Source organism: Planctomycetota bacterium (assembly GCA_035384565.1).
Taxonomy (GTDB): Bacteria; Planctomycetota; PUPC01; order DSUN01; family DSUN01; genus DAOOIT01.
Genome location: DAOOIT010000047.1, coordinates 19,398 through 45,802 on the forward strand (window position 1 = coordinate 19,398; position 26,405 = coordinate 45,802).

The 26,405-nt window shown below is 68.9% G+C and carries 21 protein-coding genes; all 21 read right to left on the reverse strand.

Annotated features, from left to right (window positions below; translation table 11 throughout):
- Positions 1-13: 13 nt before the first annotated feature.
- Positions 14-970 carry a hypothetical protein gene (locus PLE19_16560; protein ID HPD16567.1) on the reverse strand — a complete coding sequence of 319 codons (957 nt, stop codon included), beginning with the start codon at positions 968-970 and terminating at the stop codon, positions 14-16.
- A 220-nt stretch (positions 971-1,190) separates the two neighbouring features.
- Complete coding sequence (locus PLE19_16565; GenBank protein ID HPD16568.1) at positions 1,191-1,985, reverse strand: DUF4159 domain-containing protein; 795 nt, start codon at positions 1,983-1,985, stop codon at positions 1,191-1,193.
- Positions 1,986-1,995: 10 nt separating this feature from the next.
- Positions 1,996-4,284, reverse strand: coding sequence for a glutamine amidotransferase (locus PLE19_16570; protein ID HPD16569.1), 2,289 nt, complete (start codon positions 4,282-4,284; stop codon positions 1,996-1,998).
- Positions 4,281-7,673 (reverse strand): hypothetical protein, encoded by a 3,393-nt coding sequence (locus tag PLE19_16575; protein HPD16570.1) that lies wholly within the window; start codon positions 7,671-7,673, stop codon positions 4,281-4,283. The genes PLE19_16570 and PLE19_16575 overlap by 4 nt, the downstream gene beginning before the upstream one ends.
- A 19-nt stretch (positions 7,674-7,692) precedes the next feature.
- Entirely contained in the window at positions 7,693-9,762 is a 2,070-nt protein-coding gene (locus PLE19_16580; protein HPD16571.1) for a BatA domain-containing protein, read from the reverse strand.
- Positions 9,763-9,900: 138 nt separating this feature from the next.
- Complete coding sequence (locus PLE19_16585; protein ID HPD16572.1) at positions 9,901-10,797, reverse strand: DUF58 domain-containing protein; 897 nt, start codon at positions 10,795-10,797, stop codon at positions 9,901-9,903.
- 108 nt (positions 10,798-10,905) lie between these two features.
- Complete coding sequence (locus PLE19_16590) at positions 10,906-11,928, reverse strand: AAA family ATPase (GenBank protein ID HPD16573.1); 1,023 nt, start codon at positions 11,926-11,928, stop codon at positions 10,906-10,908.
- A gap of 8 nt (positions 11,929-11,936) precedes the next feature.
- Positions 11,937-12,968: an AAA family ATPase gene (locus PLE19_16595; GenBank protein ID HPD16574.1), complete on the reverse strand. Its 1,032-nt coding sequence runs from the start codon at positions 12,966-12,968 to the stop codon at positions 11,937-11,939.
- A 189-nt stretch (positions 12,969-13,157) separates the two neighbouring features.
- Positions 13,158-13,556 carry a response regulator gene (locus PLE19_16600; GenBank protein ID HPD16575.1) on the reverse strand — a complete coding sequence of 133 codons (399 nt, stop codon included), beginning with the start codon at positions 13,554-13,556 and terminating at the stop codon, positions 13,158-13,160.
- A complete protein-coding gene (locus tag PLE19_16605) occupies positions 13,528-15,024 on the reverse strand; it encodes a HAMP domain-containing sensor histidine kinase (protein HPD16576.1) in 1,497 nt (498 codons plus the stop codon). Before PLE19_16605 ends, PLE19_16600 begins: the two co-directional genes overlap by 29 nt.
- Positions 15,021-15,275: a hypothetical protein gene (locus PLE19_16610; GenBank protein HPD16577.1), complete on the reverse strand. Its 255-nt coding sequence runs from the start codon at positions 15,273-15,275 to the stop codon at positions 15,021-15,023. The genes PLE19_16605 and PLE19_16610 overlap by 4 nt, the downstream gene beginning before the upstream one ends.
- Positions 15,276-15,349: 74 nt before the next feature.
- A complete protein-coding gene (locus PLE19_16615; GenBank protein ID HPD16578.1) occupies positions 15,350-16,714 on the reverse strand; it encodes a cytochrome c3 family protein in 1,365 nt (454 codons plus the stop codon).
- A complete protein-coding gene (locus PLE19_16620; GenBank protein HPD16579.1) occupies positions 16,711-17,301 on the reverse strand; it encodes a tetratricopeptide repeat protein in 591 nt (196 codons plus the stop codon). Before PLE19_16620 ends, PLE19_16615 begins: the two co-directional genes overlap by 4 nt.
- Before the next feature lie 3 nt (positions 17,302-17,304).
- On the reverse strand, positions 17,305-18,405 hold the full coding sequence (locus PLE19_16625; protein HPD16580.1) for a cytochrome c3 family protein: 1,101 nt from the start codon (positions 18,403-18,405) through the stop codon (positions 17,305-17,307).
- On the reverse strand, positions 18,381-18,977 hold the full coding sequence (locus PLE19_16630) for a cytochrome c3 family protein (protein ID HPD16581.1): 597 nt from the start codon (positions 18,975-18,977) through the stop codon (positions 18,381-18,383). The genes PLE19_16625 and PLE19_16630 overlap by 25 nt, the downstream gene beginning before the upstream one ends.
- Before the next feature lie 64 nt (positions 18,978-19,041).
- Complete coding sequence (locus tag PLE19_16635; protein HPD16582.1) at positions 19,042-20,130, reverse strand: 6-bladed beta-propeller; 1,089 nt, start codon at positions 20,128-20,130, stop codon at positions 19,042-19,044.
- Positions 20,131-20,228: 98 nt separating this feature from the next.
- The gene (locus PLE19_16640) at positions 20,229-21,290 is read right to left on the reverse strand and encodes a tetratricopeptide repeat protein (protein HPD16583.1); all 1,062 of its coding nucleotides are present in this window, start codon (positions 21,288-21,290) and stop codon (positions 20,229-20,231) included.
- Between the two features lie 19 nt (positions 21,291-21,309).
- Positions 21,310-23,292: a hypothetical protein gene (locus PLE19_16645; GenBank protein ID HPD16584.1), complete on the reverse strand. Its 1,983-nt coding sequence runs from the start codon at positions 23,290-23,292 to the stop codon at positions 21,310-21,312.
- A 2-nt stretch (positions 23,293-23,294) separates the two neighbouring features.
- Entirely contained in the window at positions 23,295-23,951 is a 657-nt protein-coding gene (locus PLE19_16650) for a cytochrome c3 family protein (protein ID HPD16585.1), read from the reverse strand.
- 35 nt (positions 23,952-23,986) lie between these two features.
- Positions 23,987-25,168, reverse strand: coding sequence for a hypothetical protein (locus tag PLE19_16655; protein HPD16586.1), 1,182 nt, complete (start codon positions 25,166-25,168; stop codon positions 23,987-23,989).
- A 73-nt stretch (positions 25,169-25,241) separates the two neighbouring features.
- The gene (locus tag PLE19_16660) at positions 25,242-25,868 is read right to left on the reverse strand and encodes a cytochrome c3 family protein (GenBank protein ID HPD16587.1); all 627 of its coding nucleotides are present in this window, start codon (positions 25,866-25,868) and stop codon (positions 25,242-25,244) included.
- Positions 25,869-26,405: the final 537 nt, after the last annotated feature.

A 26,405-nucleotide genomic window follows, 5' to 3' on the forward strand; every position in this document is an offset into this window, starting at 1 on the left:
TTCGAGGCCAAGGCTACTTGCCTCCTTCAGCGAGCAGCCCCGGCTTCCCGAGCACCACGCGCCGGGCCAGCGCGCCGGGCTCCCCCTCTTTGACGCCGGCAATCGGCTTGTAGCCGTCGCCGCCGAGGGGCGAGACGCCGCGCTCCTGGCCACAGTCTTCCAGCACGGCATGCTCGGCCACGATACGGCGGCCGAACCAGAAGTCATCAAGCCCGCCCTTCGGGCGAAGCGGCACCGGCTCGTCGGCAGCCGTGGCGTCGCTGGCCGGCGAGAGCTTGCGCGTGGCCGGTTCGCCCTCGGGGCTGCCATAGAGCTTCTGGAAGATCTCGACACTCTCTTTACCGTCCACCTTCCAGCCCGCCTCGGTGGACTTCATTCGCCCCGTCCACATGGCGGCCTGGTAGCTGGCCCAGTTCGATGCCTCGAGGAGGGTGATGGTGCCGTCGAGTAGGCCCGCCTGGGGCGCGCCCTCGCCGTCGGCCCGTTTCGACTCCAGGCCGCGGAGGAAGAACTCGGCCAGCACCGATTCGCTGACTTCGGCGGGACTGGTCGCCGCCAGCGTCACGCGCCCGCCACGGGCGAGAAACCGCACGGCATCGCCCGCGCTGGAGGTGAAGTTGAGGAGCACCTGGTTGCGCGCGCGCACCGCGGCGAGCGCATCAGCCAGCTCCTGGGCATTGATGTCCTGGCCCGGGAGGACCATGGAGGGGAGCGTCTCGGCAACGGTGCCGTGGCCAATGAGGATGAGGATGAATTGGTCCTCGGGCGCAGCCCTCCTGGCAATGCCGGCGATGGACTGGCGGATCGCGTCGCGCGTGGCCTTGCCCGAGAGGATGGGGTCCCTGAATGCGTCGTCGCCCGAGAGCACCACCACGTTTGCCGCGGGCACCTTCGCCGTCTGGGTCAGATGAGCGTGGAAGCGCCGGAGCCAGTCGGCGTATCGGCGGGCATAGACGGCCGGGCCGGGCATGCCGCCCACGAGAAGAGCATGGCAGGCGGGTTCGGGAGCCGGCTCGGCCGCGAGCGCCGAGGCCGCAAGCGCGAACCCGCAGACAAGGCAAACCGAATGCCGCCCGATGAATGTCGAATATCGAACGCGGGACGGGACGCTGCTGGTCAGGCTCTGCCCCGTTCGACACTCGCCGTCTCGTGTTCGATATTCGGTATCCGGTGTGCCCATGTCTCAGGCGCTAGTGGCTGAGGAAGTAGAGGATGATGTTGATGCCCATCTTGATGGCTTCGAGGTTGCGGCCGTCGCTCCAGTAGCGGTTCACCCAACCGCAGTGGATGTCGCCGGGGCAGCTCACGGTCATGAGGCGGCCCGTGCCGCGCTCGAAGAGGCCGTAGGCGCCGTGCGGCACGCCCTGCATGTGCGGGCAGCCGTCCTTGAAATGGTAGTAGATGTGGAAGACCTCGTGGTCGTAGGGGATCTTGCGCAACGGGTTGTCGGGGAAGAGCTTGTCAATCAGCTTGTTGTAGGTGCGGAAGAAGCGGTCTTCGCGGGCCGCGTAGACGCAGTCGTCGGCCAGGATGAAGCCGCCGCGCTCCAGAAACTCGCGGAGGTTCCGCTCCTCCTTCTCGTTGAGCTTGAAGTAGCCCTCGGAGGTCATGAAGACGAAGGGGTTGAGCACCATGTCCTCGAAGTCGTCGAGGCGCACGACCTTCGGCTCCTGGCTCGCGTTGATGTTCGTGAGCTCGCGGAGCTTCAGCCGCAGGTTCACGTCGCCCACAGGGTGCACGTTCCAGATGTCCGGCGTGTTGTCGTAGACCGAGAACTGGAGGCGCGGGAAGATGAACTGCCCGGTTGTCACCGCCTTGTCGGCGATAGCGGTCCCCGTGGCCATTCCCCCTGCCACGCTGCCGAGCGCCGCGGCGAGGAACCGCCGGCGCGAGAGTCGCCGAATGGCCTCCATGCCCCCGGCCAAACCTTCCGCGTTTCGTCCGAGGGTGAGGTCATGTCTCGTGTGGATGATCGGTTTGCGCATCGGAGTCGCCTCAAGCCAGACCGGATCGGCGTCGGAGGAACCACTCACTCCCCATTATAGCCAAGAGCGCGATGAAAAAGAACGGCGCGTCCCAGATCTCCTGATCGTGCGGCTTCACGCCGGCCAGGCGGGCCGCACTGACGGCACTCTCGACGGCCTTGGGCACATCGCGCGCCTCGGCCAAGGTGAAATAGCGGCCTCTGGCCGTCGCCGCCATCTGGCGCAGCAGCGGCTCCTTCAGCCCCGCGTCGGTGAACTCGATCAGCGGCTCGCTCACCAGGAACCCGGCCGTGGCCGAACGGTCTTTCCAGCCCTCGACGCGAACGGCCACCTGGTGCTCGCCCTCCTCGTTCGGCACGTAGCGCGCCTGGTAGACTCCCTCCTGCGTGAGCACCCAGTCCATCGGCACCTCCTCCGTGTTGCCGAAGGGGTCTGTGACAGCGGCCACGACCGCTGCGTCGTTGACAGGGCGCAGGTCCCTTCCCAGCACGGTCGCGCGGATATTCACGGGGCTCCGCCGCGCGTAGATGTCGGCATCAGTCTCCAGTGTCAGTTGTTCCTTGGCACCCACGGCGAGCCAGCGGACGAGCTGCTTCCAGAACTTCTCGTGGAACTCGTCGTCGGCCGGCCTCGAGACCTGCCAGTACCACGACCCGCCCGAGGTGAAGGCGGCGACGCGTCCCGCCCCGTAGTTCTGCACGGCGAGGACGGGCCGGCGGCCGTCTCCGCTGGCGATGAGGAGCTGGGCGCCTGCCTTCACCCCGCGCACCGGCGTGAGGCCAAGCAGCGGCGGGGCCTTCTCCCACAGGCGGCGGTTCGCATCGGGGTCGGGCGACAAGCGCATCACCGGGTGCTTCAGCCCCTCCGGCGTCACGATGGCGCTGAAGCGCTCCTCCGAGTAGGCAGGGTCGGCCGGCGAAATCTCGAGCGGCAGGGCCTTGCCCACGGGGGTGCCCGCGTACTTGCCGAGGCCGAACGAGTTGACCCCGCCCAGCATCAGCAGGCCGCCGCCGCGCTCGCGCACAAAGTCCTCTAGCAGTTCGAGCTGGGGCACGGTGAAATGGCTCGCCTCGATGTCGCCCAGGAGGACGGCCTCGAAACGGAAGAGCTGCTCGCGGGTTTCGGGAAAGCCTTTCTCGAGGAACGCCTCGGCCTCGCTGGCGCCCTGCACATAGAAGCGGTCGGACGCCAGCCGCAGGAGCCCCACGAGGCGGAAGTCGCGGTCGCGGAAGAGCGCGCGGCGCAGGAACCGGTACTCGAGCCTCGGGCTGCCCTCGATGTAGAGCACGGGCAGGCGATCGTCCTGAATCTGGATCGTGAACTCGCGCGCGTTGTTGTCGGTGATGCTCTCGCCCTCCGCGGCAGGCACAGCCAGCCGGTAGGTCGCCGTGCCCTCGTGGTCGGGGGTGAAGGCGAGGCGAAGGCTCGTGAGGTCGGTGCCCTTGGCCGGCTCAACGTGTTTCGAGACAAGCGGCGTGTCGCCACGGCTGATGCGAATCTCGAACGGCTCCGCAAGATCGGTGTGGCGGACGGTGGCGTAGACCTCGACTTCGGCGTTCCGCCGCACGCGGCGCGGGGCGAACACCTGCATGACCTCGTAGTCCCTGGGCGGGTTCGGGTTCCCCAGGCCGACGATGTAGAGCGGCGTGCCACGCGCTTCGAGCAGGCGGGCCGCCTCGTCGGGCTCGCCGCCCGTGTTCCGGCAGCCGTCCGTGAGCATCACCACGGCAGCCAGCGGCACCGAGCGCAGGTCCGAATCCACGTCCCGGACCGAGCGGAAGATATTGGTCTGCTGGCCCTGGGCTTTGAGGCGTTCGACGTCGCCCACCCGCGTCGCCTGGGCATCGAAGGCATACGCCAGCACGTTCGAGCCGCGTTCGAGCGTGAGGAGCAGGCCGGGGTCGTCGGGCGTGCCGCTGGCGAGGAGCACCTGCTGCGCGGCGGCGAGGCGGCTCTGGTTGCCCTTCGCCGTCGGAATGTCCTCGATAGACATCGAGCGCGACGTGTCCACCATCACCGCCGTGAACACCCCGCTCGGCCTGGGGCTGCGGAAGCGAAGGGCAGGGACTCCCAGCAGGAACATCAGGAGCGCCACACCGGCCACGCGCAGGCCGAGGAGAAGGCGGTTCATGCGCTTCGGCATGCGCCCGGCCACTCTGCGGTACAACCCCCATGCCAGGGCGACGAGGCCCGCCAGCACGAACAGCCGCACCTCGCCCGGAATGCGGCTGAGGAACACAAGCCGGCCGACCGCGTAGTCGTGAGCGGGGTACTTGAGGAGCGCTTCGAACAGGTTCACTTCCTCGCTTCCGAGAGGGCCTCGTAGTACTTGTTCACCAGCTCACGGTACTGCGGCGGACACTCCTCGCGCTGGGCGGCGAAGAGCTTCTTGGCCTCGACCTTGGCCTCGTACTCGGCTTCGAGCTTGTTGCGCACGCGCCGCACGACGCGCAGCACCTCGCCCCGCCTCTCGCCGTCCTTCGCCAGGCTCTGGCCGAGTCTCTGGGGGTCTTGGGCCGATTGCCTGAGGAACTCGGTGTCTTGCGGCTCGGCGAATTCGCGGTTCTCGAGGTGCTTGGCGAAGCGCTTGATCTCATAGGCGGCCTGCGCCGCCTGCTCGGCCGCCTCGCGCGACGCCGCTTCCCTGGGCTCATCGCCCTGGCCCTTGGGCTCCGCCTCGGCGCCTTGCTTGGGGTCAATTCGCTCGATGGCCTTCTCGATCCGTTGGGCCTCGTTCCGGGCGCGCCGCAGCTCGCTCTCGATGTCGGAGGCCAGGCTGTCGTTGGCGGCTCGGATGCCCTCCAGGGCCTTCTGGAGGGTCTCCTCGGCCTGCTTCTGCTCGCCGGCCGCCTTGGCTGCGCGCTGGGCGGCCAGTTCGACGACCGCGTTGGCCATCTTCTGGTCCGCGCGGCCGCGCACCAGCTCGCGATCGGCCTGCTCAATGTGCTTCGCGGTCTCGGGCCGGGCGCTGCCCTCGGCCCACCCGCGCAGTTCCTTGACGTTCTTCACGGCCTCGCCGAGTTCGGTCTTGAGGCGCACCTGGTCCGAGGCCGCCGCGCGGAAGTCGCGCTGCTGGGCGGCGTCGGGCTGCTGGTCCTTGGGCGCGGCTCGGTCGAGCGCTTCGCTGGCTGCGCGGGCCTGCCGCTGGCGGTCCACCAGACGTTCGAGCCGCGCCTCCGCTTCGTCCAGAGCGCGCTCGAGCTTCGTCTGCGACACGCGGTCAGCGGCGTCGCGTATCTCGCGGAGCGTCTGGCGGGCGCGCTCGGCCTCGGGCACGGCCTGCTCGATTCGGCCCGTGCGCATCTTGGCCGCGGCCGCCTGCATGTCGGCGGCCGCTCGGCCGAGCTTGCGCGCCATCTCGGCGAGGGTTGGGTCGGTCTGCGCGGCGGGGTCCTGCGTGGCCTCCTGGCCGGCCTTGCGGGCCTCCCGCGCGACGTTCTCCTGTTTCTCGGCGAGTGCGCCGCCGGCTTCGCGGTTCTCGCCGCCCTTGGGCTGGGGCTCACCCTCCTTGGGCGGCGTGGCCGCCTGCGCCTGCTCGGCAGCTTCGCGCACGATCTCCGCCTGCCGCTGCTCGAGGTCGCGCGCCTCGGCGGCCACCCGTTCGGCCTGGCGGGCCAGTTCGCGCTGGTTCTCCTGACTCTGCTGGGGCGGAGCGTTCATTTGCATCTGAGCCGCTTCGGCCTGCACGCGAGCCGCCTCGATGAGCGCAAGCTGCTTGAGCGGCTCGTTCGACATCGGCACGGCGCCCTGGGGCACCACCTGGGCGAATTCCTCCGTCACGTCAATCTTCGCGATCTCGGCCAGAGCGACTCGGAAGGCGTCCACCGCTTTGCCCGTGTCGTGCGCGAGCAGGGCCTGGTGGCCCTTGGCCACGTACTCGGCGACGCGCCGCAGGTTCTCCTGCTTGGCGGGGTCGTGGCTCTTGGCGTAGGTGAAGAGCTGGTTGGTCTGCGGGTCCACCATCGCCGCCGCGAGTTCCTCGGTCTGGCGGTTGTAGTCGTTGGGAGCGAGCACCTCCCTCTGCGTGTGAATGTGCCAGGCGGCGCGGAAGATGGGCTCGAGGCTGCGGGTCTCCTCCTGCCCCTCCTCCATCGGCTCGGTGGTCCAGGTGGCCCACGTCTCGTAGTGGATGACCGTGATGAAGTAGATGTCGGAGACAGCCTTCTGCCCCTTGCGGTCGCGCGATTCGAGGTAGTAGGCGATGACCTCCTCGGGCTGAGCCGCAGGGCGAATATCCTCCAGGCGGAAGTTGAGCGTGGCCCTGGCGGCCACAGGCGGGACGCCTGCGCCCCCGTCCACCTGCATCGGCACGCGGATCTCCTTGGGGCTCTCCTCGCCCGCTCGCATGTACACAAAGTCCACGCCCTCGATGCCGAAGTCGTCGGCCGCAGTCGCCAGCGCCATGATCTCACCGAGGGGAATGAGGTCCACCGTCTCGGTCGGGTGCGTGAGTTCCACGGTCGGCGGCTTGTCGGGCAGGGCCTTCACCACGGCGGGGGCCGGGCTCTCGCCCCGCTGATCCGTAATGTCGCGCACGCGGAACACGTAGGAGGCATCCTTGGTCAGCTCGAAAGTGGCGGAGGCCGAAGTCTTCTTCTCTCCGTCAATGGCCAGAGGCTGTTTCGGCCCACCTTCCCATTCGAGGACCCCCTCGGCGAGAGGCCGGTTGGTGAGGATGCGCACGGTGATCCGCGAGCCGATCGGCGCCGCCACATCGCCGGTGACCTGCACCTCCCTGCGCTCGGCCAGCTTCAGGTAATCGGGAAACCGGGTGACCACCTCAATGCCTTCGATGGCCAGCGGGTCGTAAACGCTGATGCGGTGGGTCGCCGAGCGATCTTCGCCCGCCGCGACGAAGAACTCCATCTCCTCATTAACGTCGGGGATGACGATGCGAAAGCCGTTGAGCTTCTCGATCTCCGCCATGGGCAGGTGGCGCCATCGGGTCTGCGCCTGCTCTTCGGCCAGCGAACGGAAATGCAGGAACACAGGCGCATCGGCGGCCCGCGAGAGGGTCACCTCGAGGTCGAAGGGCGTGCCTCGCAGCAGGCTCGTGTCCTGACGCGACAAGGTGAAGGCGATGGGCGGCCGGACCTCGGGCGGCGCCTCGACCGCGGGGCGATCCTCCTGCGTCGGCTCCCACGGCTTGAGCACGCGGACGGCGTGATGGCCGACCGCCGACGGGAAGCTGATGCCGGCCACGAGATAGCTGAGAAGCGCGGCCGCGGCGGCGACGCCGTACTTGCGGAAGCGGCCGAGGTCAATCACCTGGCGCAGATCGAGCCGCTCGGCTCGCGCGGCGGCCGACGCGATGATGGCCTCCACGAGGCCCGCCTCCTGAGCCGAGAGGAACTGGCTGTCGCGGAATTCGGCCGCTGCTACGAGCGCGCCCTCGAAGCGTGGGTCGTGCTCCTCCACGTACAGCGCGAGTTGCGGATCGCCAATGCGCCGCAGCAGGGGCGCCACGACGTTCCGAGCCAGCAGATAGGCCAGCGCCGCGGCGGCCAACGCGAAGATGCCCACCCGCACCGGCGGGCGTGGGCGGTACAACACGTCAAGCAGCAGAGCCACAGTGAAGATGCCTGTGGACTCGAGCACCACCACGGCCAGCCCCGCAAGCGCCGCCGCGCGCTTCCACGCGCGCCGCACCGTGTGGAGCCGTTTGGCCACGTGAGCGTAGTCGTTCATCTCTGCTTACTCCGGCTGGCTAATGGCGCGTCGCGCGGCTCCCGAGGGCCAACTCGCCCACCGAGAGCGCCGCAACGGCCAGGAGCACATACCACCACAACCCCGCCTCGTCCTCGCGACCTGGCCGCCTGGCCGTCTCGGCCGCCTCTTCGCCGGCGACCACCTCGCCCTGCACGCGCTCCAGAGCGGCGATGATCTCCTGCGGCTCGACAGCCGCCGGGTCGGCCTCCGCAGGGTCGCAGTTCACAGCGAACTGGAAGACGGGGCGAACCTCCCGCGGGTTCGAAGCCTGTGGAAGGTTCGCTTCGACCGAGTAGAGGCCAGGCCGCGCGGCAATGGCATCGGCCGCCGCCACGGGCTTGCCGTCCGGCCCTCGCAGGGTGTGGCCCTCGGGCACCGGCAGGCGCTCGCCGACGCGGAAGGCGGTGCGGCCCTCCGTGCGCACGGCCAGGTAGCGCACTGCCTGGTGAAGCAGCGGCAGGAAGATCGCCCGCAGGGGCAGATTGCTCCATTGGAGGTCGGCGGGGTTGGTGAGCATCATCGAGGTGCCCGCCTCGATCGACCGTTCAAGCAGCGCGGGACGCCCATCGTCGTACCGGGCGAGCACGCGCGAGAGCTGCGAGTCGGTGACCTCCCAGAACTGGGTGAACCGCGCGGTCGAGAGGTCGCCGTGATGCGGGCGCTGGAAGATCTCGAAGATCGGGTGGTCATAGTCCACCCGGGCGATGCCAATCTCTGCCCGCTCGTCGGCGCGGGCGGCAGGGGCGATGATGCGCCGCAGCTTGCAGGGCGCCAGGTCGCCGAGCGAGCGGTTGAACGTCTCGGCGTCCACGCGGTCGCCCGGCAGAAAGAGCAGGCCGCCGCCCCGCTGGAGCAGCGCGGCCAGTGCGTTGTGGATGGCCGGCGCCACCTCGCCCACGTTGGCTAGGATCACCACGCGGGCGTCCTGCAATTCCTCGGGCAGCGCCTTCCCCGCGTCCAGGCTCCTGGCCACAAAGGGCGCGTCGTCGCCCGGCGCCAGGGCCTTCGCCAGAAACCACGCCGCATCGGTCATCGGGCTCGTGGTCGGCCGCCCGTTCAGGATCGGCACGGGGATGCGCGGGATCACCCGCACGTTGAACCAGAACTCCTGGCCTCCCGTCGGGGCTGCATCAGCCTTGATGCGGATCGAGCCGGGGTTGTCGCCCGCCGTGTCGAACACGTGGCGAAAGCGCACCGGCATTCGTGCCCCGGGGCGCAGGCTGACCTTCTGCGCGGCGACCTCCTTGCCCCCCATCGAAAGGGCGACCTCGACGTCGCGCGCCTCGGCCCGCGAGAAGTTGGCCACGCGGGCGGCCAGGGTGCGCGGCGTGCGGCTCAGCGCCACGCTCTGGGGCGTGTCGGCCTCCACAATCGCCACGCCGCCCGAGCCTTCCTTCGGTTGCACGGGCCGCACGATGAGACGCACGCCGGGCGCCAGCTTCCAGTCGCCCTCGAAGTCGGTCCAGCCGGTCCGCTGAAGGTCCGAGATGAGGATGACCTCCTTGGCGCGGGCCTTGACGGCGCGGAGCAGCGTGTCGGCCTGCTGAACGGCCGCGGCGATGCGCGTGCCGCTGTGCGTGGGCGCGATGCCCTCGAGCTTTGCCCGCACCTCGCCCAGGCGGCGGGTGAAGGGCGCCTCGACGCGCGGCGCGTCGGCGAACGTCACGAGCGCCGCCGCGTCGCTGCCTTCGCTCAGGGAGTTGAGCGCGGTGAGGGCCTCCTCGCGCAGGGGCGTGAGCAGCCCCTCGCGGCCCATCGAGGCCGAGAGGTCCACAACGATGGCTCGAGCCGTGCCTGGCGTGAACAGGGCGCCGGCCCCGCCGTCGCCCGACGCGAGAAACGGCCGCGCGAACGCGACAGCGAGCAGGGCGCAGGCCGCCGTGCGCATGGCCAGCAGGATCATCTCGTAGATTCGCTTGCGTCGCAACACGTTGCGCGAGACGTTCGCAAAGAACCGCAACGTCGAGAACGCCACCCGCCGAACGCGGTCGCGCGTCAGGAGGTGGATGAGGATCGGCACTGCCGCGCCCAGCAGGCCGATCAGGAAGTAGCGGTTCAGGAAATCCATGAGGTTCGTTCCGGCTTAGAAGAAATGGACAAGGGGCGATGGACACAATGGACACGATAGACGTGGGGCGGAATCCCGTGACCATCCATCTTGTCCATACCATCCATCTTGTCCACACCGTCCATCTCGTCCATTCCCTCAGTTCATCTGGCTTCGCCGGTGCAGGTACTCGCTCAAGCCGAGTTCCAGCGGCGTACGGGTGTCGAACAGCTTGTAATCCGCCTTCAGGTCGGCGCAGCCTTTCTCATACGAGGAAAGAAAGCGCTTCAACTCGGCCATGTAGACGGGCTTGATGCCCTCGGGGGCCACGAGTAGCTTCTCATTCGTCTCCAGGTCCGTGAACTCGGTCATCGTGTCGAAGGGGAAGGTCAGCTCCGCGTCATCCATCACCTGGAACACGATGATGTCGTGGCCTTTGAATCGGAAGTGCTGGAGGGCCGAGAGCACCTTCTGCGGGTCGTCGAGGAGGTCGGAGATGAGGATGATGAGCCCGGTGCGCTTGAGGCTCTCGGCCAGGTCGTGCAACGGGCCGGCCACGTTGGTCTCGCCGCCCGGCGCCAGGTGGTCGAGTTCGGTGAGAATGCGATGGAGGTGCGACTGGCGGGTGCGCGGCGGCAGCATCAACCGCGCCTTCGTGTCGAACACCGTGAGGCCCGTGGCGTCGCGCTGCCGCATCATGAAATAGGAAAGGCACGCGGCCAGGCACGAGCCGTACTGGAGCTTCGAGAGGCCGGTCTCCCGCGACTTGTAGGCCATCGAGCCCGACGAGTCGAGCAGGATGTGGCACGTGAGGTTCGTCTCCTCCTCGAATTGCTTGATGTAGTAGCGGTCGGTCTTGCCGTAGACCTTCCAGTCAATGTGTTTGATCTCGTCGCCGGCCGTGTACTGGCGGTATTCGGCGAACTCCACGGAGAAGCCGCGATAGGGGCTGCGGTGCAGGCCGAGGATGAATCCCTCGACCACCACTTTCGCGAGGAGCTGCATGTTGCTGATCCGCGCGATCACGTCGAAATCGAGATACGGGCTCTTGGCCATCGCAGCACCCGCTCAGTTCCTAGCCCGGACCACCCGTCGAAGCAACGGACCCGTCAGAGGCGTCCGACGGGTCGGGCACGTGCGACCGGCCCGCCGGAGGCAGGTCGTTCACAGCCCCGATCTCGGCGGCGACACGGCCTCCAGCAGCCGCCGGATGATCTCCTCGGAGCTGATGCCTTCGGACTCCGCGCGGAAGTTCGTGATGATGCGGTGGCGCAGGACGGGGAAGGCGACCGACTGCACGTCCTGCACCGACACGTGGGGCCTGCCGGCGAGCGCGGCGCGCGCCTTGGCCCCCAGCACCAGGTAGTGCGATGCTCGAATCGAGGCGCCCCACGAAACATAGTCCCGAATGAAGTCGGGCGCGCCCGCCTCGGTCGGGCGGCTGCGTGCGGCGAGCGACACGGCATAGGCGATCACCGGTTCGGCCACGGGGATCCGGCGAATGAGACGCTGGTATTCGATCAACTCGCCGCCGGTCATGCACACCTCGGGCTGCGCCCCGGCGGCGCTCGTCGTGGCGTCAATGACCTCGATCTCCTGCGCCTTCGGCAGGTAGTCAATCAGCAGGCTGAACATGAAGCGGTCCTGCTGGATCTCGGGCAGCGGATACGTGCCCTCCTGCTCGATGGGGTTCTGCGTGGCCAGGACGAAGAACGGCTCCTGGAGCGGATAGGTGGAGCCGCTCACGGTCACCTGGTGCTCCTGCATGGCTTCGAGCAGCGCCGCCTGGGTCTTCGGCGGCGTGCGGTTGATCTCGTCGGCCAGCAGGATATTGGTGAAGATGGGGCCGGGGCGAAAGACGAGCTTGCGGCTGCCGGTCGCGCGATCCTCCTCCAACACCTCGGTGCCCGTGATGTCGGCCGGCATCAGGTCGGGCGTGAACTGCACGCGGCGGAAGGTGAGGTCCATCGCCCGCCCGAGGCTCGAGATGAGCAGCGTCTTGGCCAGGCCGGGCACGCCGGTGATCAGGCAGTGCCCGCCGGCGAAGAACGCGGCCACCACGTCGTTCACCACGGCGTCCTGCCCGATGATCACCTTGCGAATCTCGCGGAGGATTTTCTCGCGGCCTTCGCAGAGCGTCGCCAGCAGGTGGGCGTGCGCGGGGGCCGCGGTCGCTTCGGTTGCCATAGCATCCCTCAGTGGCTCGGGGGTTCGGGGCAGGCCTCGATCAGCCTGCGGATGACGTCCTCGACCGACACGCGGTCCACCTCGGCCCGGAACGACAGGCCGATGCGGTGGCGCATCACCGGCACGATGGCCTGGCGGATGTCCCGCGGCTCGACCGTGGCCCGGCCGTCCTGCGCGGCGGCCGACTTGGCGGCGAGGGCGATGTTCTGGCTCGCGCGCAGGCCGGCGCCCCAGGCCACGTACTCTCTGACGAAATCGGGGCAGCCTTCGACCGTGGGGCGGCTCGAGGCCACGAGGTCCACCACGTAGCGGCTCAGCGCCGGCGGCAGCTTCACCTGCCGCACCGCCTGGGCGAAGGCCAGCAGATCGGCCGCGCCGATGACCTTCTGGAGTTCGACGGCCTCGGCGCCCGTCGAGCGTCGCACCACTTGCGCCTCGCTCTTCTCGGGCAGGTAGTTCATCGAAATGGTGAGCATGAACCGGTCCTGCTGCGCCTCGGGCAGCGGGTAGGTGCCCTCCTGCTCCAGCGAGATCTGCGTGGCGATCACGTAGAAAGGCTCGGGCAGCGGATAGGTGCGGCCGCCCAGGGTCACCTGCCGCTCCTGCATGACCTCGAGCAGCGCGGCCTGGGTCTTGGGCGGCGTGCGGTTGATCTCGTCGGCCATCACGATGTTCGAGAACACGGGGCCCCTGGCGAACTTCAGCACCCGGTGGCCGGTCGTCTGGTCCTCCTCGAGGATCTCCGTGCCGGAGATGTCGCTGGGCATCAGGTCGGGCGTGAACTGGATGCGCTTGAACGAGAGGTCCATCACCCGGGCGACGCAGGTGGCCAGGAGCGTCTTCGCTGTGCCGGGCGGGCCCTGGATCATGCAGTGGCCGCCGGCAAACATCGTCACGAGCACCTGGTCAATCGGGTCGTCCTGGCCGACGATGACCTTGCGGAGCTCCGCGACGATGGTCTGGCGCGCCGCCTTCACACGCGCGAGCACCCGCTCAGTCTCGGCGGGGTCTGCCATTGCCGCCTTGGGCGACTCGGTCATGGCGGTGAGGTTCTCCACATGCACGGGACCCGTCGGGCGTACCCGCGCGCGCCGTACGGCTCGCGCGACGCTCTCATTGTCTATATTAGGCCCGGGGAATCAAGTGGAGAACCCCTGCCCTGCCGCGCGGCGGGCGCTTCCGGCGGCCGGAGCCTCGTTCCATCCACGAGGGAGTGCCCAACAACCCCGTCAGGTTGCCCTGGCCAACAGGTCATTGACCCTGCGACACAGCACGGCAATGTCCACGGGCTTCTCGAGAAAGTCCTGCACGGGCATCCAGTGGTCGTCAATGTCGCTCGCGCTGAACCCGAAGGGGAACTTCTGGTTGACCGCGGTGAGCATGAGGATGGGGACCTTCGCGACGGGCTGGCCCGCGTCGCGTATCTCGCGGGCGAGGTCGAAGCCGGCCGAACTGCTCTCGGGGAACATCACGTCCAGGACCACGAGGTCGGGCGTGCGAGCCTTCATGCGGCTGAGCGCGTCGGTGGTCTCCAGCAGAATGTCCACCTCGTGGCCCGAGGCACGCAGGGTCATCGCGGCAGCGCTGGCGAAATCCTCGTCATCGTCCACGATCAGCAGGTAGGCCATGGTCAGACTCCTTTCTCTCACGCGACGGCGCGAGGCGGCGGCCCGTGGGTGGGAAGGCGAGAACACATCGGGTCCCTTCACCCGGCGCGCTCTCGATTCGCAGGCGGATGCCGTAGGTCTGCGCCACCGTTCGCACAATGGCGAGGCCGAGGCCGGTGGATTCGCGGTTGTGCCGCACGGCCTCGTCGGTGCGGTAGTAGGGCTCGAAGACCCTGGCGAGTTTCTCGGGACGGATGCCGATCCCATGGTCCTCGACGACCACCTGGGCTCCGCCATTGCCTAGCGGCCGGCACTCGATGCGCACAGGGCCGCCCGGGTGCGAGTAGGCCACGGCGTTGGCCAGGAGGTTCCCGAACAGCATCTGGAGGTGCTCCTCCGCGGCGGTGGTTCGGGCGGGCTGGAGGTCGGCCTCGATCGTCACCTGGCGCTCCGCCACGATGGGGCCCACCTGCTCGATGCACGCGGCGATCACCTCGGCGAGGTCGAGGTCGGCGCAGGGCAGCGGTTCCTGGGCCTTCGATTCGAGGTTCGCCAGTTGCAGCATCTCCTTGATCTCGCTGGCGAGGCGCTGGCATCGCCTGGACACGCGGCTCAACACGTCGCGTGCGGCCGGGGTCATCTCGCCGCAGTATCCGCGGAGCAGGAGTTGCACGTTGGCGTGGATGGCCGAGAACGGGGCCTTGAGCTCATGGGTGGTGCGCAGCATGTGCTGCATGCGTTCCTGCTGCGCCACCACGAGGCGGCGGTTGGTCTCGGCCAGCTCGTGGTCGCGCTGCTGGACCATCGCTGACAGGCTGGACGCCAGGTACCACACGACGAGCCACGTGAGCACGGCCCAGCCGACGTTGAAGAGGCGCACGTGGGGCAGGTTGTCCAGCAGGCCGCGCAGAGAGGCGTCGGCATAGAGGCCCGCGGCGGGAAGGATGCCGGCCTCCTCCAGGGTCACGCACGCGATGTACAGTCCGCATGCCACAGCAGTGACCGCCAGGGACCACGAGCGCGGGAAGAAGATGCAGGCCAGGACAATATGAAAGAGATAAGCGAAAGGCACGTAGGTTTCGAGGCTGCCCATCTGGTGGACGACCACGGTCAGGACAGGGAGGTCCACCGCAATCTGGCTCCACAGATTCGTGCGCGCTCCACGCGAGCCGGGCGACCGGGCAGTTCGCCGGGCATGAGCCACGAATGCCAGGTTCGCCAGTGCGAGAACCGCTGCGGCCGCCAGCGGCCAAGAGCCCTGAGGCCGAAGCCCCAGGCGCTCGGCCAGGCTGCCCAATGCGAGCCCCAGGGCGCCGAAGACGCCCAGGATGGCTACGACGATCCAGCGAAGGCGGCACACCCACATCACATGTCGAAGCAGCAGGCTCTCGGGCAGGCACGCGCGTTCGTCGCTCCGGGCCGCAGGCCCGCCGTCCGCCACCAACGGCAGTTCGTAACTGACCCTGGCGTCTGAGGACGGGGCAGTCATGGGAGGCGATCCCTTCCCAAGGGTGTTATGCCGGAACCCGCGCGGGCCGCCTCGGCACCGTGCGCCGCGGGCAGGTGGAGGCCGAGCGGGATCGCGTCGGGCGGTTCCTCGCTCGCGAAACGCAGGCCCCCGCGCCCGTTGGCGGCGCGCCGCACGGCGCGGCCCCGTGCAGCGAGCATGAGGGTCAGAGCCTCGCGGCAGTCGTGGGCGTCAATCAGCGGGAAAGGGCGAGAGCCCTCGGCAAAGGCCATGGCAGACGCTCCTGACACGCGGCCAGGTCGGCTCGCGTCCGTGGACCGGCCACAAGCGGCAGTGTCTCCCGGCCCTACTTTGGACTCACAGGCTCCCCCTTCGGGGCCCCCTGCTTGGGGGATTCCTTGGGGGGTTCTTTGAGGGATTCCTTGGGGGTCTCCTTGGGCAGTTCCTCAGGCGCTCCCTTCGGGGGTGGCGGAGCCTCGCCCTTCGGCGGCGCGGCGGGAGCGGTGTAATCCACGGGGTGCTCGCGATCATAGGCCCTGGGCACGTGGCAGCCGGAGGCGCAGGAGCCGCCGGTCTTGGTCTGTTCGAACCGCACCGGGAGCATCCAGCCGCCGCGTCCGAAGGGCACCGCGTCGCGAATCTGGAGCGGCTGGTCGCTGGCATGGCTGGCGTGGCAGGCGCGGCAGGTGCGGCCCTTGACGGGCTTGTTGACGTGGAGGTAGTGAAGGTTCAGCGTGCCGTTCCTGAAGCCGGTCGCCACCTTGGTCTTCTCTTCGGTGAAGGGCTTCTTCTCGTGGCACTGGAGGCAGAGGGCGTAGGACTTGAGGTCGAACGGAGCGTAGAAGCCGGGCGGGTATTCCTCGAGGAGCAGCGACACGTGGCTCGACGCGTGCGCGGTGTGGCACAGGCCGCAGTCCTTGTCTTCCATAGGGGGATGGACGTGCTTCCTCGCGGTGAGCTGTTCTTTGATGCTTGGGATCGTGCGCGTGGCCGGCTCGGCGCCGGCGGGGCCTGCGGCCGCCACGGTGAGCGTCCTGTCGTGGCAGCTCAGGCAGGCGTCCATCGGCTTGGCCTTGAGCAGCTTGGCGAAGTCGCTCACGTGCGGCTTGTGGCAGCTCATGCAGGCCTTGCCCTCCAACACAACCGAGTGGACGGAGCGGCTGGTCTTGGCCCTGGCCTTGGCTACGACCTCGTCGTGGCACGTCTCGCACAGCTTCACCACGCCGGCGGTGAGCATCTTGGTCGTGTCGCCGCCGTGCGGGTCGTGGCAGGTGGCACAGTCGTCCCTGACGGGCTCGTGGACGACCTGCTTCCTGGCGGCTTTGGGCTCCTCCTTGCCCTTTTCGGAGCTGGACTCCTCCTTGCCCTTTTCGGGGCCGAGCGCCTGTTTGCCTTTCTCGGCCTCCTTGGGCTTGTCCTTGGCGAAGATGAGGTCGTCGTGGCACTCGGTGCAGAGGGCCGTGCCTTTGCGGGCGAGCTTGAACTCATGCTTGTTGTCCTTCCACACGTGGCAGCTCGCGCACTCTCCCGCGGCAACGGGCCCGTGCACCTCCTTCTTCTGGGGAAAGCCCGCGTGGCACGTGGCGTTGATGCACGGGGCCTTGGGCACAAGCTCTTTGGGCGGCTCGGCCCCGCGCGCCGCCAGCGCCGCGAGGGCCAGGGCAAACGCCAGGGGCGCGGAGGGCAGGGGGTGGCGGACCGGGGTCGTCATTTCCCTGGTTCCTTCTCCTCGGGGTTGGCGGCCTTGGTGGCGGTCTCGGGGTCGGGGCGGCGTGCGGCCGCGGCATGGGCGGCGGCGGTCTTGGCGATCTCGGTGCCGGGGGCCAGTGTCGCCACCCGCTCCCAGAGCTCCGCGGCCTTGGCCCGGTCGCCCGTCAGTTCGTTCACGACGGCCAGATTGTAGGTGGCCTGGACGTGTCCCGCGTGTTTCTGTAGGACGCGCTCGTACTCGATGCGGGCCTGGCCGAGGTGGCCCATCTCCTTGTAGCAGGTGCCCAGATCCGTGCGTGCGCTGAGATCCTCGGGGCGTTCCCGAAGCACGGCCAGGTAAAGCGGCACGGCACGGTGCGGGCGGTCCATGTCGTAGTAGAGGTTGGCCAGGGCGAGCCGCGCGTTGGTGTCGTCGGGGTGGGCGGCGAGGTGCTGGCGGAGGCCGATCTCCCGGAGCGCCAGCTCCTGGGCCTTGGCCGCCAGAGGGGGCAGTTGCGGCACACCCTTGGCGGGCAACTGGGGGGTGCTGGTGGAGTCGCATCCGGCGAGCGAGAGCAGGGCGGCGGCGATCAGGGCGATGAGGCGCATGAGCTAGTACCCCAGGTTCACGTGGTTCTTGCCGTGGCAGCGGAGGTTGCAGGAGCCGTGGTTTCCGGCGGAGCTCTGGTAGTTGAGCTGGTTGTTGCTGTTGGGGGTGACGATCGTGGTGTCGAAGTCGATCAGATGGGCGTATTGCTCGCTGCCATGGCTGTTGTGGCAGGCGCGGCACGAGGCGCGCTTTTCGAGGTGCTTCTTGTGGTAGCGGAAGCTGGACTGGCTCTCGCTGTTCACCGTGGCCCGGTTGTGGCACCGGTAGCAGAGGGCGTACTGGTTGAGGCTCTCGGCCTGGCCGTCCTGGGTGCTGTAGTTGGCCTTGAGGATCGGGCGGAAGAGCGAGCCGTGGGGGCCGCGCGGGGCGTTCGCCTGGTCGGACCCGTGGCAATCGGTGCAGGCGGTGTAGCTCTGCGTGGTGTAGGGTTGAATGAGGCTGGGCGTGCTGGGGTTCTTGCCAATGGCCTGCACGGGGTGATAGGAGGCGTTGCCGGGGTTCACGAGGCGCTGAATGTCCACGCGCCCGGCGCTGGCCGCGCCCGTGCCGTGGCACTTGTAGCACAGCTCGTATTCGGGCCGGTCGCCGTGCCGTGAGTTGCCGATCTGTCTGATCTTGGTCACGTCGAGTTGCCCGCCGTTGGCGGCTTTGGTCTGGTAGTGCTCGTCGTGACAGTCCACGCACGCCACGGTCGAGAGGGCGGCGGGAGCGCCCCCCGCGACGCGCTGGACCGGGATGCGCAGGAGCGACTGCGTGCTGTTGCCGAGCGGATGGTGCGAAATCTTCAGGAACTCGGCGCCCACATTGCCGAGGCCCTCGGTCTGGGTGAGCAGGCCCTTGGCCCTGGCCGCGTCGCGCGCGGCGGCGTCGCCGTGGCACTGGAGGCAGGTGCCGTCGGCTCCGCTCGGGAGCATGAGGCTGCGCGGCGGGCCGTGGCCCACGTGGCAACTGCCGCAGGCCCGCGGCAGCAGGGTGGCGTTGCCGTGCGCGGCCTGGGCGAAGGCGCCGGCCTGGGCGGCGCCGCCCCAGGCGAGCAGGGCGGCGGCCAGCAGCGCCAGGAAGAGCGTCCTGCGTGGTCCTAGTGGTCGTGACAGGTCAGGCATGTGCCGCTCCAGGATGGCTTGACGTAGAAGTGCGGCACCCCCGGGGCGCCGAAGTTGCTGTCGTCGTGGGGGTCGTGGCAGGTCGTGCACTGCATCTTGCCCTGCTTGTCGAGCTTGACGTCGGGGTCCGTGAGCGTCGAGGGGAAGCGCAGGGGCATGTCGCCTGCGGCGTTGTTCCGGCTCGCGAGCGCATCGTCGTAGACGAACGAGATCGGGTGGCTGCCCGAGAGGTCGGTGCCCAGGTAGCCCTTCTGCCCTGGCTGAAGCATCGGGCCGCCGCTGACGGGGATTTCGGTGTCCCGGCTGCGCACGGCCCCGAGGGCGATCGTCCCATCATGGCAGCTCAGGCAGAGCTTCGACGAGCCATCGGGCTGAAGCCCCCCCGCCCCGTAGGCCTGGAGCGTGGGGCTGGTGGGCATCACGTAGTTGCGCACGGCGTCCAGGTCGCGGTTCCACAGCGGCGCGCGCGGGTCGGCGTTGTGCGGCGTATGGCAGAAGATGCAGATCTGCTTCTCGGTGGGCGACTTGATCGGCCCCGGCCCCGTGACCGACAGGTTGTGGGGGGTGTTCACGATGCTGCCGGCCAGGGCCGTCGAGACGAGCCCGAGCAGAAGCGCGAGCGTCAGACTGGCGCGTTCACGGAGCCTGCGGCCCCTGGGCCGGCTCCGCGCGCAGGTACTGGAACACCTGGATGCGCGAGTTGCCTGTGTCAGAGACATAGATGCGATCCTCGTCATCGGTGCACAGCCCGGTCGGCAGCCACAGGAGGCCCTCCTCCTTGCCGCTGCCCCCGAACGCCAGCAGGAACCGGCCCTGCCGGTCGAACACCTGCACCACGTCGTAGAGGGAGTCCACCACGTAGACGTGCCCCTCGGAGTCCAGGGCGATGCCCTTGGCCTTGGCGAAGTCGCCCGTGCCGTCGCCCGCCTGGCCGAACGCGCCCAGGCGCTTCCCCTCGGCGTCGAAGAACTGGATGCGATGATTCAGCGAGTCGGTCACCCACAGCGTTCCCGCGCGGTCCACGGCCGCATGCGTGGGGAAGTTGAACGTTCCGGCCTCCTCGCCCCGCCCCCCCAGCGTGTGCACCAGGCGCCAGCCTTCCGCCGCACGCTCGAAGGTGCTCACCACATGGGCGCCGGAGTCCACCACGTGCAGCCGCCGCCGGGCCGCGTCGTAGGCGACGCCCGAGGGCCGCACGAACTTGGCCTCTACCTCGCCCAGCGGCCGGCCATCGGCCGACAGGCAGAAGACCCGGGCCAGTGCGGAATCGGATACGAACAGCGCCCCATCCTCCGCAATCGCCAGCCCGATCGGACAGCGCAGCCGCGTGTCGCCCACGGCCTCGATCACCTTGTAGCGCCTCTCGGCCAGGTTCACCACGTGCACGGCCGGGCGCCCCGAGTCGGTGAAGGCCAGCAGGCCGCGCCCGACGCACAGCCCGTGCGGCGTCGAGAGTTCCACTCGTCGCGCGCCCGCCAGCCAGTCGAACACGCGCCAGCCCGTGCGGGTGGCGAACCGGAATGCCTGCCCCGCCGTGATCGCCCCTTCGTAGCGAATCCGGGGCGGGTCCGGCGGCAACGGCCAGACGAGGGGGCGCTTCGGCGGGGCCCACGGGTGAGCCGGCGGGGCCGCGCAGCCGAGCATCGCCGCCAGGCCCGCCGCCACACCCAGGGCGCAGCGCCCTGGCAGGGTCCCTCGCAGGTGCGTTGCCACGCGCATGGCCATCGCTATGTGCCCCTGCCAATCGGAGACGCGGTGCCGTGTACAGAGCAATTCTCGTGCCGGCGAGCCCATCCTCGACGGCGTGGCTCGCCCGCGCCCCATCACTTCTCGGTGCCCTTCTTCATCGAGCGGTGCATGTCGCGCAGGTTCTTCATCGAGGCGAGGAGCTTGGCATGTTCGGCATTCCCAGGCTCCAGCTTCACGCAGATTTCGAGTTCCTTCACCGCCTCGTCCATCATGCCGGCCCTGGAGAGGGCGATGGCATAGGCCCGGTGGGCGGCAGGGTCCTTGGGGATCAGGCGCACGGCCTCGGCCAGGTGGCGGAGGGCGTCATGCCACTTGTTGAGCTTCGAGTTCAGTTGGCCTGCCCGCAAGCGCAGCGCGCCGTCGCCTGGGGCATCGCGGAGTTTCGCCTCGACGGCCGCCAACTCGTCGTAGGTGGACTTCTGCGCCTTCGCCTGCTCGAGCCAGACCAGGTAGGGGCCGGCGTGGGCCGCGTCCACGCTGGCCAGCGCGGTCCAGAGGCGGATGGCATCGTCCACGTGCCCCAGGCGGTAGTGGGCGAGGCCGGCGATGCCCAGGCCGTCGGGGTCGTTGGCTTTGGCCTTGAGCAGGGCTTCGCCGTCGGCGAGGGCGGCCGGCCATTCCTCGCGCACGACGCGTGCCGTGGCGCGGGCCACCAGGGCGTCGCGGTCTCCGGGCGTCTTGGCCAGGATGGCGTCCAGCTCGGCCAGGCGGGCGTCTTCCTGGCGGCGCTTCTGCGCCCAGGCGATGCGCGAGGGGATCTCTTTGCTGGTGGGGTCGAGTTCCTGGGCCTTTTTCCAGCGCTCGATGGCCTTGTCGTACTCCTTGAGCTGGCAGAGGGCCTCGGCGGAGAGGGCGAGGGTGGCGGCGTGGTCGGGCTTGAGGGCGATGGCCTCCTCGAGCAGAGGCGCCGCGCGCTCGCCGTAGCCGAACCGCAGGTAGATCTGCGCCAGTTCCACACGGGCATCCCAGGACTTGGCGTCCTGCTTGCATACGGCCTGGAGTTCCTGGATGCGCTGGTGGATGCGTTGCATGGTGGTGCCGGGGGCGTTGCCGTGGGGCGCGTCGGGCTGAGCGCCCAGAGCGGCCAGGGCCGAGAAGCCCACCACGAAGGTGAGAAATCGAGTCGAGAGTCGCATAGGCAGGCCTCCTGACTGATCAGAAGCGGCGGCGGATGGTGAGGAACATGTAGTTGACTCGCTCGTTGGAGTAATCGTCGTCGCGCTCGCTGAGCCGCAGGGAGAGGGCGATCTCGACGGCGCGGATGCGGTGGCTGACCTCGGCTCGGGCATAGGTGTAGCTGGACGAGAATCCCCTGTCGTCCTGCATATCACGGCCCAGGGTGAGGGTGTAGGAGGTCTGAGGCAGGGGCGCGGAGGTGTAGGTGACCGACACGGTGCGGAACCTCGAGTCGCCGCCCTCATTTCCATATGATACCCTGCGCACCGTTGCGTTGCCACTGATCGTTTGGGTTCTTCCGAGCGCCTGGCTCACGGCCAGTTGGGCGCTGTCGGTGACGTGGGGCGAGAGGTTGCTGTCGTAGTTTTCGTGCTCGAGGGTGAGGGTGGCGGGGCCCATGCGGATGGCGGTGCCGACGAGGGTGTCGCGGAGGTTCTCAAGGCGCCCCTGGTCAATGCCCGAGCGGAGCTTCTGGTCGCGGTCGCGCACGCCGCCATAGAGGGAGAGGAAGCCGAAGAGGTCGAGGCGGAGGTTGACGCGCCGGTCGAGGGTGGTGAAGGAGATGGGCGTGCCCACCTGGTAGGAGTAGTCTACCAGCACGGTGCCGCCATTGGGGATGAGGCCGCCGGGGATGCGGCGGATCTCGAGCCGGCGGCCCTGGGGGATGAGGCGGTAGTCCACGTCGAGCAGGTAGATGGTGGTGTTGGTGCCGTCGGTGACGAAGACGGTGCCGGCCAACACGTCGAAGTTGTTGAGGAACTCGGGCACGCCGTCGGTGAGGGTGTGGCCCTCGTCGAGGATGGGGCGGATGGTGCCGCCGCCGGTTTCGTCGGTGTACTCGCGGCCGGCGCCCAGGTCGAGGAAGAGGGTGCCGTGGGGGATTTTCTTGACGTAGTTGAGGGTGAGGGAGCCGCCGCGTATGTCGCGCCCCGAGCTGCCGAAGCTCTCGTCGGAGCCGTGGACTTCGGCGGTGGTGGTGAGGCTCTTGAAAAGGCGGTGAGTGAGGGCGGCGCGGCCTGACAGGATGTCGGACTGGGTGGAGCCGACGGTGTCGCGGGAGTAACGCAGGGAGTAGTCGCTGGCGAGGTTCGGCGCGTGCCGCAGGTGGAGGCCCTCGTCAATGCTGGAGCGGGTGGAGGGGGAGGTGCCGGTCTCTTCGCGGTGGCTGAGGTGCGAGGCGAGGGAGTGGAAGCCGTCGCGCCCGAACTGGAGGCGGTTATCGAAGTCCCACTGGTCGGTGACGTAGTGGCCCTTGAACTCCGGCTGTGCCGTCATCGGGCGGCCGATGGTTTGGGTCCTGTCCTTATGCTCGTAGCTGAGGGTGGAGTTGGAGTTGCCGAAGGTGTTGTGGATGACGAACCCTGCGGTCTTCTCCTCGTCGGTGCGGTTCTCGTCTGCGCCGCGGGTGACCTCGTCGGTGCGCTGGTGCGAGGCGTAGACTTGCGTGGGAAAGAGGTCGTTCTTGATGTTCAATTGGGCCTGCTGGTACTCGGTGTCCACCACGGTGAAGCCGCCGTATTCGCGTGCGGCGTAGGCCCGGCTCTTCTGGAGCGCGAAGCTGAGCGAGACGGGGTGCTGGGGCAGGAAGGTGCCGCTGATCGAGTAGAGCGGGGAGATGTCGTTGATCGAGTCGCGTTGGGTGTCGCCGGGCAGCTTGGTTACGGCCTGGCTCTGCTCGACGTCGAAGGCGAAGGTGGCGGCGAATTCGAGCAGGCGGGGGTGGTAGACGTAGCCGCGCCAGCCGAGGGTGAGGATTTCGTGGAAGCTCAGTTGGGTGAACTCGCGGGTCGTGTTGCCCGCCTTCTCGGTGTACTGGCGGTTCTCGTAGAGGGTCTGGAGCTCGAGATCGGACTCGAAGCTGCGGATGCCCAGGAGGCGGAAGCCTTCCTGGGCGCCGCGCGCGCCGGCGGAGACGGCGGCTGGGAGGGCCAGGAGTAGGAGCGTCGTGCCGAGTCGCCGCACGGCTAGCTGCCCTCCCGCTTGGGAGGCTCAGGAGGGGCGCCGCCGCGCGGGCCCTTGCCCTGGCGGTCGAGGAGGAAGTGCACGTCGGTGCCGCCGTGGGCGTCGTGACAAGTGAGGCAGGCGGCCTGGTCGGAGGGCCTGGGGCAGGGGTGCGGCTTGGCGCCTTCGGGGGTGCGGTCGTGGCACCGGAAGCAGAGGCCCGGGGCCTCTTCGCGCAGGAGGTGCTTGTAGCGCGAGGCGTGGGCCACGTGGCACACGGCGCAGTCGCCGAACGCCACGGGGCCGTGCATGCGGGGGAACTCGCGCAGGGTGGGCTCGTGGCACGACACGCAGAGCTCGGTGAGCGGCTTCACGATGGCGAAGGAGGCGTTTCGGTCGTGGCACGTGCCGCACAGCTTCTTGTCGAGGGTGGGCTTGTGCTCGGGCCAGGTGACGCGCGGCGGTTCGGCGGCCTGCGCCACGCCCTGGGCGGTGGTGGCCTTGGCCGCGGCGCCCGCGGCGGCGCCCGGCTCGGGCTCGGGGTGAAGAGGCGGCACGCCGTCGAAGAAGAACGTGAGGACCCGGTGCCGCGACTCCGGGGTGCACGCGAAGGCCCCCAGCGCGGCGGCAGCGGCGATGGCCCCGAGAAGCGTGAGGAGATGGGGGGGGCGGTGCGTCATCCTCGGGCCTCAAGAAGGCGCGGGCGCGCCCGGAGCTACCTCGGAACCTGCACGGGCGGCGGCCCGGCCGGCCCCGCGGGGGCTGGCGCGGCCGGCGCCCCGCCCTTGTTTGCGCCGAAGCCGTACACGTTGATCTTGTCGGGGCCGAGCTGGTTGCCCACGAAGAGCAGGTACTCGATCTGGAATCCGGGCGCCGCGTGCCCCACGAAGTGCTCGATGCCAGTATAGCTGATGGCCACCTTCGCGGGCAACGCCAGGGTGCCGCGCCCAGGCCCGGGGCCGCCCAGGAACATCAGGAGCCGCCCCTCGGCGTCGAACACTTGCACTACCTCGGCGGCGGCGTCGCACACGTAGAGCCGGCTCTGGCGGTCCACCGCGATGCCCTTGGGCCGCACCATCTGGCCGAGCCCGCGGCCCAGCGTGCCGACGGAGCGCACCACCTGGCCCGACGGCTCGAGCACCTGCACGCGGGCATTCAGGGTGTCGCTGACGTAGAGGAGGCCGTCGGGGCCGAACGCGAGGTTGGTGGGCTGTGCGAATTGCCCGAGGCCGCTGCCGCTGGCGCCGATCTGGCGCCGCACGCGGCCGCTCTGGGGGTCGAGCACCTGGATCGAGTTGCTCTTGAGGTCGGCCACGTAGAGCTCGCCCTGGTGCCACACGGCGTCGCAGGGCTTGAGCTCGCCGGGGCGGCCGAGCGCCCGGAGGGGCTTGTCGTCGCGGTCGAACACCACGATCTGCCCGCGCACCGTGTCGGTGACGTACTTCTCGCCGTCGGGGCCGACGCTGATGTTGATCGGCTGGCCGAAGCGGAACAGGCCCTCGCGGCCGAACGTGCGGCACTCGCGGAGGGCGAAGTCGAAGACCACCCCCTGGCGCGAGCCGGAGTCGCACACATAGAGGCGGTGCTCCCAGAAGGCCAGGCCGTAGGGGCGCACGAGGCGGGTGGCGCTCCGCAGCCGGTCGTCGCCGAGGAGGAACCGGGCGAACGCGCCCGGGGTGGGCGTGACGTCGGCCGAGGAGTTCAGGCTGCACAGAAACTGGATGCGCGGCGCCTCGGGCGCAGGGGGGTAGAAGACGGGGGGCTGGGGCGTGGGCCTGGGCGCCCCGCACCCGGCGGCGAGCGCCAGGGCGAGGGCGGGCGCTATCGCCCTTCGACATCTGGCCGCGCCGACGGGTCGCCCGAGGAAGCTGTCGCGACGGGGTGCCGGGGTGTTCATGGCGCCGCCTCCTGCCGCGCCGGCGCGGCTCCCGGGAGTGTGGCACGCGGGACCGCAGCTACCGGGCCGTCGGCTACTTGTTGTGGCAGGTGAGGCAAAGGGCGCTGCCATCCACCGTGATCCGCAGGAGGTGGGAGTTGCCCGCGCTCACGGAGTTGTGGACGTCGTGGCATGAGGCGCACTCGAGGTTGCCGGTGCCGAAGAGCAGGTCCTTGGTGATGGTGCCCCCCAGCGCTGTGGTCTTCGAGTCGGGGTTGAACAGCCCCTTGTCCACACTGGCGAGAGCCGCGTCGTAGGTGAGGCCGATGGGGTGGGTGCCGCGGAGGTCGGTGCCGATCAGCGCCTTGCCGGTGGCAAACGTAGTGCCCGTGGCGCCGCCGAAGCTGTCCACCGCCACGGTGCCGTCGTGACAGCTCAGGCAGAGCTTCGAGCCGTAGTGCTCGGGCTGCCGCACGGTGGCGTCGAGGGTGGGGCTGGAGTAGAGGGTGTAGCTTGCCGTGGTGGTCTGGTGGTTCCACAGCGGGGCGCCGGGGACGCTCGTGTCGGCGTGATGGGGCGTGTGGCAGGCGTTGCACACCTGTCCCCTTGACCAGCCCTGGCTGCTGAAGTCGTGGGCGGAGGCCGCCATGCCGGCCGAGCATACCCGGGCGGCAGCCAGGCTCGCAACCAGCGCCACGGCGAGTGCGCATCTTACAACCATCGAACGGCCTCTGCAACACCCTCTGCCCGAGCGGCGCCGGTCACCGCCCGATGCAAGCCCCTCTGGGTGTTCACGTAGCTAACCGCGTGCCGGAGCCCGCATGAAAAGCTTGCCGTGCGCTACGGGCGCAGGGTGGCATAAACGCGAGCGGAACGGTCATTTGCGGAGAGCCCCAACCGTGATGGGCGGGGCTCGGAGGCGCGCCGTTCCAAGCCATGCGAAAAGCGTGCCGGAATGTTCCATCGGGCGGGAAGCGCTGGTTGCCCAGGAGGCGGTTGCGATGTCTGAAGTTGCTGAGCGCCAGTCTCCTGCGCGCGCCTTCCGAGAAGTGCCCCCAACTCACCCCGGCCGTATGGCAATTCAGGCCCTCTCTTGAATGTGGCATCCTCTCTGGTGCGATTCCACACCTCTTGACCCCTCTCGCCCCTACGCTCCGTCATCTTCTCTTTCTCGCCCCTACGCTCCGCGTGGGGGCGAATCTTCGGACGCTCCCGCGTCCAACCCCAACCTCCCGCGGGTTCGCAACCCGCGGGAGGT